The sequence below is a fragment of the Enterococcus sp. DIV1096b genome (assembly GCF_050498765.1).
GTDB classification, from domain to species: domain Bacteria; phylum Bacillota; class Bacilli; order Lactobacillales; family Enterococcaceae; genus Enterococcus_D; species Enterococcus_D entomosocium.
On the sequence record NZ_JBMHEK010000001.1, the window covers coordinates 627530 to 645000 of the forward strand.

Annotated in this window: 17 protein-coding genes, 1 rRNA gene and 1 other RNA gene; 14 read left to right on the forward strand and 5 right to left on the reverse strand. The window is 44.1% G+C overall.

Annotation, left to right across the window (positions count from 1 at the left end):
• Positions 1-93 precede the first annotated feature (93 nt).
• The 10 genes from IGJ17_RS02895 (at position 94) to IGJ17_RS02940 (ending at position 8535) form a co-directional block, all read left to right on the forward strand.
• Positions 94-897, forward strand: a complete 804-nt coding sequence (locus IGJ17_RS02895; RefSeq protein ID WP_016619937.1) for a MerR family transcriptional regulator — start codon at positions 94-96, stop codon at positions 895-897.
• 204 nt (positions 898-1101) lie between these two features.
• Positions 1102-1737 (forward strand): YczE/YyaS/YitT family protein, encoded by a 636-nt coding sequence (locus IGJ17_RS02900; protein ID WP_008378064.1) that lies wholly within the window; start codon positions 1102-1104, stop codon positions 1735-1737.
• 139 nt (positions 1738-1876) lie between these two features.
• Complete coding sequence (locus IGJ17_RS02905) at positions 1877-3244, forward strand: RsmB/NOP family class I SAM-dependent RNA methyltransferase (RefSeq protein WP_008378065.1); 1368 nt, start codon at positions 1877-1879, stop codon at positions 3242-3244.
• Positions 3245-3312: 68 nt separating this feature from the next.
• Positions 3313-3648: a hypothetical protein gene (locus IGJ17_RS02910; protein ID WP_005227636.1), complete on the forward strand. Its 336-nt coding sequence runs from the start codon at positions 3313-3315 to the stop codon at positions 3646-3648.
• Positions 3649-3779: 131 nt separating this feature from the next.
• Positions 3780-4286: a tRNA adenosine(34) deaminase TadA gene (gene tadA / locus IGJ17_RS02915; protein WP_005231990.1), complete on the forward strand. Its 507-nt coding sequence runs from the start codon at positions 3780-3782 to the stop codon at positions 4284-4286.
• Positions 4287-4315: 29 nt separating this feature from the next.
• Positions 4316-4402: signal recognition particle sRNA small type (gene ffs / locus IGJ17_RS02920), an RNA gene on the forward strand.
• Between the two features lie 634 nt (positions 4403-5036).
• The gene (locus IGJ17_RS02925; protein WP_008378070.1) at positions 5037-6419 is read left to right on the forward strand and encodes a bifunctional metallophosphatase/5'-nucleotidase; all 1383 of its coding nucleotides are present in this window, start codon (positions 5037-5039) and stop codon (positions 6417-6419) included.
• Between the two features lie 88 nt (positions 6420-6507).
• Complete coding sequence (locus IGJ17_RS02930) at positions 6508-7128, forward strand: YutD family protein (RefSeq protein WP_005231988.1); 621 nt, start codon at positions 6508-6510, stop codon at positions 7126-7128.
• Position 7129: 1 nt separating this feature from the next.
• Positions 7130-7900 (forward strand): TIGR01457 family HAD-type hydrolase, encoded by a 771-nt coding sequence (locus tag IGJ17_RS02935; protein WP_086333025.1) that lies wholly within the window; start codon positions 7130-7132, stop codon positions 7898-7900.
• A complete protein-coding gene (locus tag IGJ17_RS02940; RefSeq protein ID WP_429961067.1) occupies positions 7897-8535 on the forward strand; it encodes a TIGR01906 family membrane protein in 639 nt (212 codons plus the stop codon). The genes IGJ17_RS02935 and IGJ17_RS02940 overlap by 4 nt, the downstream gene beginning before the upstream one ends.
• A gap of 56 nt (positions 8536-8591) precedes the next feature.
• On the opposite strand, the gene IGJ17_RS02945 is transcribed toward IGJ17_RS02940, so the two are convergent.
• The 3 genes from IGJ17_RS02945 to IGJ17_RS02955 all read right to left on the reverse strand — a co-directional run bounded on the left by IGJ17_RS02945 (position 8592) and on the right by IGJ17_RS02955 (position 10814).
• A complete protein-coding gene (locus IGJ17_RS02945; protein ID WP_005227653.1) occupies positions 8592-9101 on the reverse strand; it encodes a phosphatidylglycerophosphatase A family protein in 510 nt (169 codons plus the stop codon).
• Between the two features lie 124 nt (positions 9102-9225).
• Positions 9226-9831 (reverse strand): bis(5'-nucleosyl)-tetraphosphatase (symmetrical) YqeK, encoded by a 606-nt coding sequence (gene yqeK, locus IGJ17_RS02950; RefSeq protein ID WP_016619942.1) that lies wholly within the window; start codon positions 9829-9831, stop codon positions 9226-9228.
• Positions 9832-9836: 5 nt separating this feature from the next.
• The gene (locus IGJ17_RS02955; protein ID WP_008378083.1) at positions 9837-10814 is read right to left on the reverse strand and encodes an NAD(P)/FAD-dependent oxidoreductase; all 978 of its coding nucleotides are present in this window, start codon (positions 10812-10814) and stop codon (positions 9837-9839) included.
• Between the two features lie 140 nt (positions 10815-10954).
• On the opposite strand from IGJ17_RS02955, the gene IGJ17_RS02960 reads away from it, so the two are divergent.
• Entirely contained in the window at positions 10955-11542 is a 588-nt protein-coding gene (locus tag IGJ17_RS02960; protein ID WP_086333026.1) for a peptidylprolyl isomerase, read from the forward strand.
• An 87-nt stretch (positions 11543-11629) separates the two neighbouring features.
• On the opposite strand, the gene IGJ17_RS02965 is transcribed toward IGJ17_RS02960, so the two are convergent.
• Positions 11630-12811, reverse strand: coding sequence for a MalY/PatB family protein (locus tag IGJ17_RS02965; RefSeq protein WP_086333027.1), 1182 nt, complete (start codon positions 12809-12811; stop codon positions 11630-11632).
• A gap of 93 nt (positions 12812-12904) precedes the next feature.
• Between IGJ17_RS02965 and IGJ17_RS02970 the strand changes: the two genes are divergently transcribed.
• Together IGJ17_RS02970 and IGJ17_RS02975 are read left to right on the forward strand one after the other, a co-directional pair.
• Entirely contained in the window at positions 12905-13285 is a 381-nt protein-coding gene (locus IGJ17_RS02970; protein WP_008378090.1) for a CvfD/Ygs/GSP13 family RNA-binding post-transcriptional regulator, read from the forward strand.
• Between the two features lie 67 nt (positions 13286-13352).
• Positions 13353-13715 (forward strand): hypothetical protein, encoded by a 363-nt coding sequence (locus tag IGJ17_RS02975; protein ID WP_008378091.1) that lies wholly within the window; start codon positions 13353-13355, stop codon positions 13713-13715.
• 133 nt (positions 13716-13848) lie between these two features.
• Here the strand turns inward: IGJ17_RS02975 and IGJ17_RS02980 are convergent, their stop codons facing one another.
• Positions 13849-15144 (reverse strand): ISL3-like element ISEfa11 family transposase, encoded by a 1296-nt coding sequence (locus IGJ17_RS02980; RefSeq protein ID WP_422705353.1) that lies wholly within the window; start codon positions 15142-15144, stop codon positions 13849-13851.
• 660 nt (positions 15145-15804) lie between these two features.
• On the opposite strand from IGJ17_RS02980, the gene IGJ17_RS02985 reads away from it, so the two are divergent.
• Positions 15805-17364, forward strand: a 16S ribosomal RNA gene (locus tag IGJ17_RS02985).
• The last annotated feature ends 107 nt before the right edge of the window (positions 17365-17471 follow it).

The following is a 17471-nucleotide window of genomic DNA, read 5'->3' on the forward strand; positions in this document are numbered from 1 at the left end:
AAATGTCGTTCTATGGTAGAATAAACTGTAACGTTACGTTACAGTCAAGCAAGGAGTGAAATTTTTTTGAAAAAACAATTGACCATCAGTGAGATGTCCGCTTATGCTGGCGTGAGTCGGCGCACATTGATTTATTATGATCAAATCGATTTGTTCAAACCGCAATCGATTGGTGAAAACAGCTATCGCTATTACGGCTTTGAACAATGCCTTGAGTTAGACGTGATTTTGATGTTGCGTTCTTTAGACATGCCCTTGCAAGACATTCGCCAATTTTTGAAAAACCGCAACCCGGAATACACGCAAAAGGAACTTGTGGAACGGCGAGGAGAAGTCCGTGACAAAATCGCTGCGCTACAAGAATTGGAACGAACCTTCGATCGCTACATCCAGCGCTATGAAAAAGTACAGAAAGCCGATTTTGAGACCTTTACGATAGCGCAGCACGAAGCAGAGGCGTTTATCGTTTCCGAAGAGATCGCTGGCGATGATCCAGAATCTGCTTATCAAGTGTACGCCCGTTTTTATCCGCTAGTGGATTATAAAGATGCCTTCAGTGGCTATCCCATCGGCTTTTTAAGTGCAGGAACGACGTTGGAGGATCAGACTTTTCACGCATCGCCTTATCGGGCATTGATCTTGATTCCCCAAGATCGGCTACATCTCTATCCGGAAAAGCTGATCATCACACGTCCCGCTGGTACGTATGTTTCTGGATTTGTCAGTGAGGGAGAAGAACAAATTGCCGCTTTTACCCACCGCATCCAAGCCTTTCTAAAAGAGAAGCAGTTGAAAATCGATGGCGATGTTTGGGAATTGTTATGGCAAGATGAAGTCTTTACCACACAAAAAGAATTGCAGATATTTGAAGTGATGGTTCCAGTGAAGCCCGAGTAATGGACGAGGCACGCGTATCTGTAAGAAACGAAAACTAAGATACGCAATAGCAATGATTATTGCCGCTGGCTTTTCAATAGAAGCAAAGGAGATGACTAAGCCAGATCCCTTCCATACAAAAAGCCCTGTGAAGCGTTGAAATTCCCATTTTGCTTTTTTCTCGTTATACTTGAAAGAACAGATGAGAAAAAAGGGGAAATTTTAATGAAAAAAGAAACAGGAATACGCTCGCTTTATGCGTTGATTGGTGTCGCCATTTTAGGATTCGGGGCGGCATTGCTGCGGGTCGGCGGAGTAGGGCTAGACCCATACACAGCAGCCAATATCGGTGTCGGCGAGCTGCTAGGGTTATCCCTTGGGGTCTATCAATTGATGATCAATATCGCTGTCCTAGTATTGATTTTTATCTTTGGCCGTCGTCATATCGGCATCGGGACGGTCATCAATATGGTGCTGACAGGATTTTTCATCGACTTTTATACCAACGTTTTTGATTGGTTATCCGTCGGTCCAAATAACTGGTGGCAGCAAGGCTTGTTCTTGTTGATCGGGATCATCTTCTTTACCTTCGGTGCTTCGTTTTATATGTCAGCGAATTTGGGTAGCGCCCCCTACGACGCGATCGCCCCAACCATCGTCGATCAGACGAAAGCCAACTATCGAGTGGTGCGGGTGATTCAAGACGTTGCCTTTGCCTTGATTGGGCTCTTCACAGGCGGGCCAATCGGGATCGGAACCTTCATCAGTGCCTTTTTAGTGGGCCCACTGATCAAATTCTGGGACAACCGTGTCTCTGAGCCATTCATCGAAAGCAGTGTCAAAAAAGCGATTTTTAAATAAAAAAAGGTCTGCAGCAAAGAGAAGTCGAAGCGATTTAATCGCCCACTTCACTCAGCTGCAGTTTTTTTGCCATTTGCTCAAGGAATTCTTGCATAATTGCTTCTCAGTCGCTAGAATAAAAAAGCCGAGGAGGGGTAGTATGCAATTACCAACACCATTTATTGAAAAATACCAACGGTTGCTAGGAGAAGAAGCACCAGCTTTTTTTACCGCTTTAACCGATAATCAGCCAGTCAAAGGCTTTCGCTTGAATGTTGCTAAGCCGCACGCACAAGCGATGCTGGCAAAATATGGACCAGCTGCTGTACCCGCCCCCTATGCAGAAGCGGCTTATATTGGCGAAGTCAAAGGCCGTTCGTTGCTCCATCAAGCTGGCTATGTCTACAGCCAAGAACCTAGTGCGATGATCGTGGCAACGATCGCAGCCGCTCAACCAGGGGAGCGGGTCTTAGATTTATGTGCGGCACCGGGAGGCAAAACAACGCAGCTGGCAAGCCAATTACAAGGAAAAGGGCTGCTTGTAGCAAATGAGATTTTCCCGAAGCGTGCCAAAATCCTATCAGAAAATGTGGAGCGTTGGGGCTTTCCGAATGTAGTCGTCACCAATCAGGCTCCACAAGAATTGAGCCGCCATTTTCCTCAGTTTTTTGACAAGATCGTGGTGGACGCCCCATGTTCTGGTGAAGGGATGTTTCGTAAAGATCCCGTCGCCTTAGAAGAATGGCAGGCAGAAACACCTGATCAGTGTGCGATCAGGCAAAAAGACATTTTGGCACAAGCCGTTGCGATGCTAAAACCGGGGGGCCAGCTGATCTATTCCACCTGTACCTTTGCCCCTGAAGAAAACGAAGCGATGATGGCTTGGTTAATGGAGGAGTATCCCTTCACAATCGAAGCGATCGACTTGGCCAATGTATCTCATGGGCGCAGCGAGTGGGGAGCTGCATCTGGGATCGAGAAAACCATCCGCTTATGGCCGCATTTAAACCAAGGAGAAGGTCATTTCGCTGCGAAATTGACCTCCCAAGCAGAAGCAGCGCCAGTGAAAAAGAAGAAAAAAGGCAAAGGAGCGACAGCCAAGAGCCCATTGGATGCAACGACTCAAAAGTTGTGGCAAGCCTTTCGCAAGGAGTTTCCTTTTTTACAGGCACTGAATGCGACACCTCAGCTGCTAGGAGAAAACCTCTGGCTCGTTCCTGAAGAAATGCCTTCTTTAAAAGGGATCAAGTTTATGCGCCCAGGTTTGCATGTCGGCGTCGTTAAAAAGAATCGGATCGAACCTAGTTATGCGTTGGCATTGGCGATCCATGCAGAAGAAGGGGCACCGACAGTGCCGATCACTTTGCCGCAATGGCAGCAGTATGTGGCAGGTGAAACCATGAGCGTGCCAGGAAATGCTGGATGGGTGATTTTGACAGTCGATGAGATCCCCGTCGGTTTTGGAAAACAAGTCCAAGGAACTGTGAAAAACTTCTTTCCAAAAGGATTAAGATTCAAAGCGATTTAAACGAAATAGTGTTTTTATTTCAGTCCTCGTGCTATGATGGAAGTAGCAAAATAAGGGAGCTGATCGATATGAAAACATCATCAAAAGTAACGATTGGATTAAGCATTGCAGCGATCGCTGGGATCACTACTGCCGTCGTTGTATCAGACAAAGTATTCAATAAAGTACGCTTCGCTTGCAACCGACACAAAGTAAAGAAATTTGTCGATGACAAATTCAACGGCAATGAAAAATTGTTGGATGTCGTAGACGGCTTGTCTGACAATGAATTGGATTCGTTGTTAGGTGTGATGAAAAAAGTCAATGAGGGCCGCAACAAAATCTCTGTTTACGGAGACAACATCAAAGATTCGACAGAACATGTCAAAGACAAGTTGACGAGCTTTGTTGATTCCGTCTTTTAAGCCAATCATTCCATTTGAAACTCGCAGGGACATCGGTCTTTGCGAGTTTTTCTCGTCTTTCTAAGCGTTTTTCGTTATACTAACAAGGAAATGCACGAAATGGTGCGAGGTAGAGGAGTGAAAGTGAAGTCGTGGAAAAAACAAGTACCTTGACTGCCGAGGAAAAAGCGTTCTTTATGGAAGAAGCAATCAAAGAAGCCCGAAAAGCAGAAGGTGTGGCAGAAGTACCGATCGGTGCTGTCGTCGTCTTGGATGGCAAAATCATTGGTCGTGGGCACAATCTACGAGAAACGCAGCAACAAGCCGCAGCGCATGCGGAGATGTTTGCGATCGAGGAAGCCTGTCGCACTGTCGGAAGTTGGCGCTTAGAACAAGCGCAGCTGTTTGTGACCTTGGAACCATGCCCGATGTGCAGTGGGGCGATGTTATTGGCACGGGTGGAAGAAGTGTATTTTGGTGCCTACGATCCCAAAGGCGGCACTGCTGGTACATTGATGAATTTATTGGAAGATGAGCGCTTCAACCATTGGTCCTATGTGGAAGGCGGCATTTTAGAAGAAGCATGCGGCCAGCTGCTAACAGATTTTTTCCGAGCATTACGAGAAAAGAAAAAACAAAAAAAGGCTGGCAATCTCTAACGAAATACGTTATACTAAGTTTTGCCGAAAGGCTAGGACAATGGAGGTCTTGTGAAGCGTGTCAGATCCGGAAGGAAGCAGCACTAAGCAGGATTCTCCATGTGTCTGATTGAAAAACTGCCTGCTTTTGAAGAAAGCAGTAGTACTAATTGAATCGATGATCATTCAAACCTGAGACAGACTGTCTTAGGTTTTTTTATTGTCTGAAAGTCTTTGTGATACCAAGGGCTGTTCTAATTGTATTCTGCTTTAAATCTAGGCAATCGATAGCAGCTCTCAGAGGGTTAAGTTGTATTTTTGATACAAAGGCTTTATTCCTGTTTAGAACCTTACTCTGATAACTTTTCCGTTGGCGATTTTTATACTCTCAAAGAATCAGTAGTTCTGACGAACTGAAACATGGATTACCTGCTCTCGATATTCGATAGAATCTTCGTTTCAAGAACTCTTTATTTTCGCTTCAACGAATTGCCTCCGCCGTGTTATCGGTTGCAATTCCCCCAAATAACCAGAAAAAATCACTTTCCTTTTTACAGTCAGAAAAGTGATTTTTTCTTTTGAACAACTGTCACTGTAACTGTTTCTTTTTTACAAAAAGTCACCATTCTTTTCCAAGCATTCCAATGGTTTCCCAGAGATTTTATGCTATGCTTATTTTGTAGAGAATTCCGTCGTCTTTCTACTGGCAACCCTTGATGCCAAGAGAAACGGATAGTGATTTCAGGCGACGTATTTGAAAAGAGGCGCACAATGGAAAAAATTACGATTATCCATACCAACGATCTGCATTCCCACCTAGAACATTGGCCGAAGATGCGGCGTTATTTGGATCAAAGAAAACGAGAAGCGGATACGACCGAAGAGACAGTGATCGCGGTCGACTTAGGCGACTTTGTCGATCGCTGGCATCCTTTGACAGAAGCAACTGACGGCAAGGCGAATGTCGACTTGATGAATCAAGGGCATTATGATGCGGTGACGATTGGGAACAATGAGGGAGTCGGCAATCCCAAAGAGGTCTTGCAGCATCTGTATGACCAAGCAGCATTTCCGGTCATTTTAGGCAACTTATTTGATAAAAAGGATTTGCGTCCGCCAAAGTGGGCACAAGAATACAAAATCATGGAAAGCAATCAAGGAGCCAAAATCGGCTTGATCGCTTTTACGGCACCGTTTCCGCTAACATATGCCCCCAACGGTTGGGACATTCGCGAACCCTTGGAGATTTTGCCTTCATTGGTGCAGCATTTGCGCCCCGAGGTCGATCTGCTGGTCTTGATGAGCCATCTAGGCATCAATGCTGACCGCCAGATTGCGAGGGACTTTCCAGAGTTAGATGTTATATTAGGTTCCCACACGCACCATTTGTTTGAAAAGGGCGAAGTCATCAATGGGGTTCAAATTGGCGCAGCTGGCAAGTTTGGTTTTAACATTGGCGAAGTCGAAGTGGTCTTAGATGATCACCACCGCCCGATCAAGCATCGCGCACGTGTGATTCCGACGGATTCGTTGGTGGCTTTTCCGCAAGATGAGGACGAGATCGCCGAATATCTATCGATCGGCCATCGCTTGCTGCGGGCAAATCAGGTGGCAGAAATTCCAGCAGCGTTTACGAGGGATTGGCAAAGTGAACATTCCTTGGTTCGGGAGGCTCTTTTGGCATTATGTGCCAAAGGACAGACGGATGCCGCCATCTTAAATACGGGGCTATTTTTAGATGATTTACCACAAGGACGGGTCGATCAAGATCAGCTGCACACGATTTTGCCCCATCCGATGCATTTGATTCGAGTGACGCTGCAAGGCGCGGATGTCATTCGATTGGTCTTAGAGATGGAAAAAAATCGCAACTTTTTGCGCAATTTCCCAATTATGGGGATGGGCTTTCGAGGGAAGATTTTTGGCGAACTGGTTTATGAAGGCATTCGCTTTGATGAAAAAAACCACCAAGTTTTGTGGAAGCAAGAACCAGTTGATGTCTCTCAAAGCTACACGTTGACTCTTGTGGATCACTACTTGTTTATTCCGTTTTTCCCGACGATCGAGATTGCTGGAACTGTTGAGTTTCTTTTTCCAGACTTTATTCGGACGGTGGTCGGTGATTACTTGAGTCAGAAATACCCTATTCAGTAGTTGGTACTCCTCCAGTGGTTTTTTGAGGAAAACCGCGACTATCATTGAGGAATAAAACAAGGTATAATAAACAGCAGGTGGTGAAAAAATGACCGAAAAACAAACGATCACAGATGAAATGACATCTGTACTAGAAGAAATTATTGAAGAACCAGCGAAACAACCGCAAAAAGGCGAGTTGGTGACTTTGTTGAATGATGAAGAATTAATGATTGGCAATCGACAATACAAATTGGTCATGGATTATCGTGAAGGCTTCGATCCTGAAAAACTTGGTGAGCGTTACAGTGAAGTTTTGGCACGCTATGATTATATCGTAGGTGATTGGGGTTATGAACAGCTACGCTTGAAAGGCTTTTTTGAAAAGGATAACCGCAAAGCATTACCCGATCAGCGCATTGACATGCTGGAAGACTATTTGTATGAGTATTGCAACTTCGGTTGTGCCTATTTCGTGATCCAGAGGGTTGGCGGCAAGAAAGAAAAAAGTACCTCCCGAAGACGTAAGAAAAAGCCAGCTCAAACGAATCAAAATCAAACTACACAACAAAACGCACATATAGAAGAAAAGCGTGAAGCAATTCCGCAGAAGAAAAGCAAACCAACGATTAAAAATCGTAAACCAAAAGAAAAAAACGTCAAAAAAACCGAAACAACTACGGTGAAAAAAGGCAAAAAAGAGTTTACGATTCGACAAAGGGAAGAATAAGATGAAATATAAAGGCTATTTGATTGATCTAGACGGCACGATTTATTTAGGAAAAGAGCCGATCCCTGCTGGGAAACGCTTCGTAGAATCCTTACAAGAAAAAGGACTGCCTTATTTATTTGTGACCAACAATACGACCCGCAGTCCCGAAGTCGTGGCACAGCGATTGGCGGATGAATTTTCGATTCACGTGGCACCAGAAACGATCTATACCGCAAGCTTGGCAACGATCGATTTTATGAAAGACCATGGCAAAGGCCGCAAAGTGTTTGTGATCGGCGAAGCGGGGTTGATCGATTTGATCTTAGCTGCTGGGTTTGAGTGGGAAGAAACCAATCCGGATTATGTCGTGGTTGGTTTAGACAACCACGTGACGTATGAAAAATTTGTTTTATCAACGTTAGCGATCCAAAAAGGAGCTACCTTTATCGGGACCAATCCAGACAAAAATATCCCGACGGAAAGAGGCTTGTTGCCAGGTGCGGGTTCACTGATTGCAATGGTGGAGACTGCCACCCAAATGCAACCGATTTTTATTGGCAAACCAGAAGCCATCATTATGGAAAAAGCGGTGGCACACATCGGCTTATCAAAAGAAGAGGTCTTGATGGTGGGGGACAATTATGAAACGGATATCCGTTCGGGGATCCAAAACGGGATCGATTCTTTGCTCGTATTATCTGGATTTACCCCGAAAGCGGCAGTTCCGACATTACCAGTAGCACCAACCTATGTGGTTGATTCTTTAGATGAGTGGGATTTTGAACAATGAAAAAACAATTGTGGCTTGAACGCTTAGGATTTGTCTGCTTGTTTTTGTTTTTGGTCAGTCTAGCGATCACCCTAACGATCAATTTTCGACCGTTATATTGGTTTGATGTCGATCACTTAAATCTGCTGGATTATACCTCGCTAACAAGAGAAGAGTTGTTGAAGAACTATGGCTTATTGCTAGATTTTCTAAACAATCCCTTTGCAAGTACGCTCGCCTTGCCCGATTTTCCAATGTCTGAAGCTGGCGCTGGGCATTTTTACGATGTGAAGCAGTTGTTTCTATTAAATTATGCCGTGATGATCGTCACGGTGCTGCCCAGTATCTGGTTCGTCAATCGGTTACGGCAAAAACAACAGCAATGGCGCTTGATTCGTCCCTTTCAATGGGGGATGATTTTGCCGCTGATTTTCGGGTTTTTGATGGCAGTCGGCTTTGATCGCTTTTTCGTTATGTTCCATGAGATTTTCTTCAGTAACGACGATTGGCTATTTAATCCAGCCACCGATCCGATCATCAACGTATTGCCAGAAACGTTTTTCATGCATTGCTTTATTCTCTTTTTTGTCTTGATTGAAGTCTTCTTTTTTGCTTTCTATTGGTGGGGCAAACGAGGCTTGAAAAAAACAGCGTAATGAAAAAAAGACCAACGATCCACTTCCTTTGAAGAAGGCGGATCGTTGGTCTTTTTTTATTGCGTGATGTAATGAGATTTACTTGGGTGTTGATGGGCTAAGCGACTTGCGGCAGAAGCGGCAATGGCACCTACGATATCATCTAAAAAGGTGTGAACGCGGGGACCGTCGTGCTTATTCAGTTCTTTCAAAATGCCCGGTTTGACTTTATCAATGTATCCGTAGTTAGTAAAACCGATGGAGCCGTACACATTGACGATGGATAGTGCGAGGATCTCATCGATCCCATAAAGCCCTTCGTCTTCTTTGACGATTTCTTGCAGTGGATGCAGCAGTTGATTTTCTTCTGCCAAAATATCCAATTGGACACCCGTCAAAATCGTGTTGTGGACTTCCCGCTTGCTTAAGACAGCGTTGACACTTTCGATACACATCTCCAACGTGATGCCTTCAATGTAATCTTTTTGCAAGAACATCACCAATTCCCCGATGTCTTGCAGTGAGACACCGCGGTCGGCCAACAATTCTCTTGCTTTGTCTTCAAGTGTTTTGCTTTCTAATACCATATAGTTCCCCTCCATGTAAAAATAGTTTATTCAAAAGTCAACATGCGACTGATGGATTGCAATCATAAGTTGTGCCCTATTCCAGTTGCAGCCCATGCCGTTTGGGTTTAGTCCCTTCTGACATTTAGGTGTTTGCTAATTTTGCTTTGGCTGCCACTGCCCAAGGATGGGGGACCACTAAGTCACCGGCAAAGAGCCAGTCCATATAATAGCCAGCGGCAGATTCCAAGGAATCATCGAGGCGCTCTAATAAACCGGTTAAGAAAGGTGCTTGATCTTTGCGATCCCATTTGATTTTGTCGGCTAAAAAAACGATCAGATCGAGACGACTATATTGGGCCTTTAAGGTGGTATGACAGCTGATGGCGGACAGAATCTCTGGGTCAGACACCTGAAAAACCGTTTTTGCCAACAAAGCGGATTGCTGCTGATGCAGCAAAAAAGGTGCTTGCCGCTCCGCGTCTAAGATCGGTTCGCCTACCGCTATCTGCAAGGCGATTCGCTGGTCATTAGGGATGACGACGCTGACATCGTGCAGCAGTCCTGCTGAGTAAGCTTTGTCCGCGTTGACTTGAAACCGTTCTGCCAATCCTTTGGCTTCTTGGGCAACGGCTAGATTGTGGACCGCCGTTTCGGCATGATCGAAGGCTTCCAGATACTGAACCATTTGCTCAGTGAGGGTCTTCCCCTGTAAAGGGAGAGTATAGGTGGCAAGACCAACTTGTTTCATCTCAGCTACTCCTTAAAAAGACTCGTACTGTGGGCGGGTTGCGTCCGCGTTTTGGGATCAATGTAATGGAGTGCATTGTTCACCGCAGTTGGGGCTTCCCCGAAACCAGTAGCGATCAGGTCGACTTTTCCATCGTATAAAACGACATCCCCACAGCCATAGATCCCAGGAACAGACGTGCTCATATCTGAAGAGACGAAGACTCCTTGGCGGCTGCTTTTCATGCCCCAATCCTTGATGTTCAATGTGGAAGAAAAACCGTAATTGACGATCAAAGCATCCAATGAAAGGCTGACCGTTTCATCACCCTTGACTTGCTGCAACGAGACACCAGTCAAACGTTGCTCTCCTTGGAGCTCTTGAATCACATAAGGAGTCAGAATGTTGACGGCGGAAGCTTGTAATTTGCTGACGCTATGTTCATGAGCACGAAATTCAGGACGGCGATGGATCAAGTAGACTTCACTAGCGATCGGCTCCAGCATCAATGCCCAATCGATGGCAGAATCGCCGCCACCGGCGATCGCTACTTTGCGTCCGGCATACTTCATCAAATCGGTGACAAAATAGTCTAAGCCGTATCCTTCAAACCGCTCGCTTTCTGGCAAAGTCAGTTTGCGCGGCTGGAAGGAGCCGTTTCCTAAAGCCAAAATCACGGCTTTCGAGTAATGGATTCCTTTGTCGGTAGTGACTTCGATATAGTCTTCTTGTTTTTCGACCGACAAGACGGTTTCTTCTAAACAATATTGGTGATTGAAGGTCGTCAACTGTTTTTCCAGGTTTTGGACAAGATCGCCCGCTTTGATTTTCGGATAACCTGGGATATCGTAGATGTATTTTTCTGGGTATAAAGTAGCAAGCTGACCGCCTAATTGCGGCAAGCTGTCGATGATCTTGGTTTTGGCGTTACGCATACCGGCATAGAAGGCAGAAAACATCCCGCTAGGTCCGGCGCCGATAATCGTTATATCAAAAATATCCATGTTATTCCTCTTTTCTAAGCACGTTGGGGTGAAGCATGTTCGTGTTGTACGAATAGCTTCATTATAGCAAAAATTATCCAAACTAGCATTTTTTCAATTTTCTGCTATCATGGATTTATGAGAGAGAAGGAGGAGTTAATGTGTCTGAATTTCCACAGTTAGCATTAGAAAAACAAACTGGCCATAAAGCAGTCATCAAAACCAATCGTGGGGATGTAGTTGTACAATTGTTCCCAGAATTGGCACCAAAAACAGTCAAAAACTTCGTTGAATTAGCGAAAAAAGGGTATTACGATGGGATCATCTTCCACCGTGTCATTCCTGATTTTATGATTCAAGGCGGTGACCCAACTGGTACAGGAATGGGCGGCGAAAGCATCTATGGCGGCAACTTTGAAGATGAATTTTCAAAAGAATTGTTCAATCTTCGTGGCGCTTTATCCATGGCAAACGCTGGTCCGAATACTAACGGCAGTCAGTTTTTCATCGTCAACAATCAAAATGTTCCTAGCAACATGTTAGGTCAATTAGAAGGTGCTGGTTATCCAGCTGAAATCATCGAAGCCTATCAAGCAGGTGGTACTCCTTGGTTAGATTTCCGTCACACAGTCTTCGGTCATGTGATCGAAGGAATGTCAGTTGTTGATGAAATCGCTGGCGTGCAACGGGGACCACAAGATCGTCCAGTGCATGATGTAGTGATCGAAACGATCGAAATCAGCGAATAAAACAAAAGAACCCAAAGCAGTTTCAACGGTCATCCTCAGGAGACCGTTGAAATGGCAGCTTTAGGGTTCTTTTTTTACACGTAAGCGTTAATCGATCGGTTGGTCTTTAAACGCGGCGGCGATTTGATTGAGTGCTTTTTCTAATAGCTCTTTAGGGCAGGCAAAGTTTAGCCGCATATGGTGACTCCCGTGGGGACCAAAGATACTTCCTTGATTCAACACGACGCTGGCTTCTTTGATCAGTTTTCTATGTAGCTGATTGTCCGTTAGGCCATAGGCAGAAAAATCTAGCCAGATCAAGTAAGTTCCTTCAGGCTTTTGAAACGACACGGTTGGCAGTTGGTCAGTCAAAAAGTCACAGACAAAGGTGCGATTTGCCTCTAAGTAGGACAATAGTTCTTCTAACCATTCTTCAGATTCACGATACGCTGCTTCAGTAGCGATCAATCCAAACGTATTGATCTCCCCTTGAACGTTACGCTCCTGTGTTTTTGAAAATTGGCTGCGCAAGGTTTTATCTTTGATGAATACCATCGAATTTTTGATCCCAGCTAAATTAAAGGTCTTGGTTGCTGAAGTCAAGATGATTGAAAAATCGGCAAAGTTTGGCTCAACTGTTTGGAAAGAAACAAAGTGATTTGGCGCAAAAACGATGTCTTGATGAATCTCATCACTGACAACGATCACTTGATGTTTTTGACAAATACGGCCGATCGCCAGTAGTTCTTCTTTGGACCATACCCGGCCACCAGGATTATGCGGATTACATAGAAGAAACAATTTTACCTTCTTTTCGATGATCGTTCGTTCCATCGCATCAAAATCGATGACGAAGCGTCCATCTTTTTCCAATAAGGGTTCTTGAATTAAGGTACGCTGATTGTTTTTGACAACATGGGCAAAGGGATGGTAAACCGGATCGTGGATCAATACGGCATCTCCTTCTTGGGTGTAACTTTGGATCGCTAGTGCAATACTAGGAACGACACCGCTATTAAAAAGGATCGCTTCTTTATTGATGGTATAACCATGACGTCTTTGCTGCCAATCGATGATGGATTCAAGCAGCGAATCAGGGATGGTGGAGTACCCATAGATCCCTTGGGCAACTGCTTTTTCTAACGCTTTTTTCACTGGTTCTGGTGCCAGAAAATCCATGTCGGCTACCCAAAGCGGCAATAAGTTTTCTTCCTTATAGGTTTTTGCAATTGTATCCCATTTGACGCTATTGGTATTTAAGCGCGGATGAACTTTGTCAAAATTGATCATGCGTTTCCCTCCTATATTGTGTAACGTTGTTTCTGATGCTTCAAATCTACCACTAGTTCAAGTATAATGAAAGTGGAAAAGAGAGGAAAGACTATGAATTATCAAATCGGGAACATTATAGAAGGAACAGTCACTGGGATTCAACCCTATGGTGCATTTGTTTCGTTAGATAAAGAAACGCAAGGCTTGATCCATGTTTCAGAGATCCAATCCGGGTTTACTAAAAATATCCATGAAGTCTTACAGATCGGCCAAAAAATCCGTGTACAAATCATTGATATTGACGAATACAGCCAAAAGATCAGTTTGTCCCGCCGTACATTGGAAACAAGTTTTGTTCAGCCACCCTTTAAGCGTAAACGCTACTTTACAAATAAGAATAAGCGGATTGGTTTCCGTACGGTTGGAGAAGCTTTACCAGTGTGGGTGAAAGAAGCTAAAGAAATGTTAGAAAAAGAAAACAGCAACAGATAATCGTGCATATTTTCTGAAAATGTGCTAAAATTAGTTTACAAACAGATGAATAACTGAGGTGGGTATTTTGGGATCCAAAAAAGTAGCGGGTACAGTTATGATGCACTTAACAAATGGTTCGAAACGATTTTTGATGCAAATACACGAAGGCACTGCGGAATTAGCGTCAACGGATTTTTCTGAAGATAAAACCGGCTTGGCTACGATCTTACAATTGTTTAAAGACCGTATTCACCTTGATGTGACAGCGATCGAACTCGTTGAACTCACAAACGGAAATATTGATACGCAAAATATTCCTTTATTTGTTTTTGAAACACAAGAAGCAGGACAAACGCAACAGCTGCCAGAGGGGTATGCGTGGGAAGAGCCCAATATCTTTCGTAAGATCATTGAAGACTATAAGATCGAAGGCGTTCCGTTCTTTTAGCAACTGTATACTAGTGAAAAGACTGAAGACCGTTATGACGGTCTTTTTTTAGGCTCTTTGTCAATAAGGACTGATGAGTTGCGTAAAATCAAATCTGGGTCAGAATGAACCACATTCTGGCTCAGATTTTTTGTTATCTTACATTGATTAATTGATTGATCAAAAAGATTCTAATTCTCATGTTCTCGAATGATTTAAATCCGTAGGATACTCGTTTCATTGTCTTTATGTGGGTATTCTTCGCTTCAATTTTTCCATTGGAATAAGGATAGATCATTGCGTTGGTGATACCTTCTTCATAGGTGAGAAGGTTTTGAAGCTTCTCCCGAAAGCCGTCATCTAACGTTTCAGGAAGTTCTGCCAATAAGGAGAAAAATAAGTCAGGGTCTTTGTCTCGAAAGGCTTCGACTAATTCATGAAAAAAGGGATACGCCTCCTTTAGGGGCGCAGAAAACTCAAGCAATCGATCAATCATCATTGCTTCAGTGAGAAATGGGTATTTTGGTGCTCGGAAACTTTTCCATGTTTTGTACTCATAATGGTTGATGCTTGCACGATTTTTTAGCAAAAAGCGCCAGTTCTTTTTCAGTTTTTCTGCCTGGCTTTTCTGTCCTGCTTTACGAAGTTCATTCATTTCACGGATACGCAACTCATTGAACGCTTGATTCATGTGTTTGACAATATGAAACCGATCAATCACTATTTTCGCATTTGGCAGAACACGTTTGGTGAGCTGGAAGTAGGCAGCGTTCATGTCTGTAACCAAGAATTCTACTTCTTCTGGATTGGTACACCCTAAGAAATAGCTTGTTAATCGGGGTAATTTACGCGTAGGCAAAACATCAATTAATTTTCCTGTTTCGCCATCTGCACAAATAAAGCTCATTTTATCTTCTATGGAAGCGTGCGAACGAAATTCATCAACCATCAATACTCTGGGGAGAATCTTCTTAGATTGCTTTGGCAAATAGCTTTTAAACTCTTTCAACGTACGAATAACGGTGGTCAAAGATACCTGACAGCTTTTCGCAATAAAAGATAAAGATACTTTTTCAGTCAGTAAAGAAGCAATTTTATATCTAACATGATTTGCGATTGAATGTCTGGGTTGGACAAAATAACTTTGAGCCGTCCAATGGGTGCGACAGTTTTTACAGGTATAGCGTTGCTTTTTTAGGCGCATAACCAAAGGCATCTGATTGTATTGTTCAAAACGGACAATCGTTTCCTTTTTTCCATTTTTCACTATAATTGCTTTCCCGCTTCCATCTACCACAGTAGAACCACAACTTCTACAAGCACGAGGAGTAGGCGAGAGAACAGCATCGACGACCAACGTCTTTTTCTTCTGAAGGGTCTCGTAAGAGACCTCTGTAATCATCAAATCTTTCTCTATTATTCTCAGCATTTTTTTGATAGAATCATTCATATAGCATATCGTCCTCTCAGTTGTTTATTTTGTGGTGATTTAATCATACTAGAGAACGATATGTTTTTTAATACCTAAAATGAAAATGGGGCTGAAGAATCAATTCTGATTCATCAGTCCCATAAATTATAGAGCCCTTTTTTTATTGAAAACTTTTTGTAAATAAAATCAAATATTTCCTTGACCTGAGTCAAGAAGAATGGTAAATTAGTCAACGTTGGCAATTGAGTCAGCGGGTCAAAAATGCTTTTGAAAAAACTTCAAAAAAAGACTTGACCAAAAATGAAACAGATGATATTATAACGAAGTCGCAATTTTAAAACAGTTAATCGATGTTGATACATCAACAAAATTAATTAAAAAAAGTTGTTGACAAATAACAAATCATTTGTTATTCTAATGAAGTCGCTGAGACAGCCGCTGCGAAGTTGAAAAACAACGAGCGAAAAAAACTTTTAAAAAAAGAGTTGACAATCAATTGTCGCTCTGGTATGATATAAAAGTTGCTAACACAGCACGGTAGACCTTTGAAAACTGAACAAAGCAAGCAAACGAACCAATGTGTAGGACGTTTCAATTTATTGAAACAAATACATGCAAGCAATAGCTAGCAAAGTTAATTTTTATGAGCTTAATGACCGTATGGTCATTCAAACAAATCATTATGAGAGTTTGATCCTGGCTCAGGACGAACGCTGGCGGCGTGCCTAATACATGCAAGTCGAACGCTTTTTCTTTCACCGGAGCTTGCTCCACCGAAAGAAAAAGAGTGGCGAACGGGTGAGTAACACGTGGGTAACCTGCCCATCAGAAGGGGATAACACTTGGAAACAGGTGCTAATACCGTATAACACTATTTTCCGCATGGAAGAAAGTTGAAAGGCGCTTTTGCGTCACTGATGGATGGACCCGCGGTGCATTAGCTAGTTGGTGAGGTAACGGCTCACCAAGGCAACGATGCATAGCCGACCTGAGAGGGTGATCGGCCACACTGGGACTGAGACACGGCCCAGACTCCTACGGGAGGCAGCAGTAGGGAATCTTCGGCAATGGACGAAAGTCTGACCGAGCAACGCCGCGTGAGTGAAGAAGGTTTTCGGATCGTAAAACTCTGTTGTTAGAGAAGAACAAGGATGAGAGTAAAACGTTCATCCCTTGACGGTATCTAACCAGAAAGCCACGGCTAACTACGTGCCAGCAGCCGCGGTAATACGTAGGTGGCAAGCGTTGTCCGGATTTATTGGGCGTAAAGCGAGCGCAGGCGGTTTCTTAAGTCTGATGTGAAAGCCCCCGGCTCAACCGGGGAGGGTCATTGGAAACTGGGAGACTTGAGTGCAGAAGAGGAGAGTGGAATTCCATGTGTAGCGGTGAAATGCGTAGATATATGGAGGAACACCAGTGGCGAAGGCGGCTCTCTGGTCTGTAACTGACGCTGAGGCTCGAAAGCGTGGGGAGCGAACAGGATTAGATACCCTGGTAGTCCACGCCGTAAACGATGAGTGCTAAGTGTTGGAGGGTTTCCGCCCTTCAGTGCTGCAGCAAACGCATTAAGCACTCCGCCTGGGGAGTACGACCGCAAGGTTGAAACTCAAAGGAATTGACGGGGGCCCGCACAAGCGGTGGAGCATGTGGTTTAATTCGAAGCAACGCGAAGAACCTTACCAGGTCTTGACATCCTTTGACCACTCTAGAGATAGAGCTTCCCCTTCGGGGGCAAAGTGACAGGTGGTGCATGGTTGTCGTCAGCTCGTGTCGTGAGATGTTGGGTTAAGTCCCGCAACGAGCGCAACCCTTATTGTTAGTTGCCATCATTTAGTTGGGCACTCTAGCGAGACTGCCGGTGACAAACCGGAGGAAGGTGGGGATGACGTCAAATCATCATGCCCCTTATGACCTGGGCTACACACGTGCTACAATGGGAAGTACAACGAGTTGCGAAGTCGCGAGGCTAAGCTAATCTCTTAAAGCTTCTCTCAGTTCGGATTGTAGGCTGCAACTCGCCTACATGAAGCCGGAATCGCTAGTAATCGCGGATCAGCACGCCGCGGTGAATACGTTCCCGGGCCTTGTACACACCGCCCGTCACACCACGAGAGTTTGTAACACCCGAAGTCGGTGAGGTAACCTTTTTGGAGCCAGCCGCCTAAGGTGGGATAGATGATTGGGGTGAAGTCGTAACAAGGTAGCCGTATCGGAAGGTGCGGCTGGATCACCTCCTTTCTAAGGAATATTTCGGAAGACTACACATCGTTTGCCTTTGTTCAGTTTTGAGAGGTTTACTCTCAAACAAAATTTGTTCATTGAAAACTGGATATCGAAGAAATAAT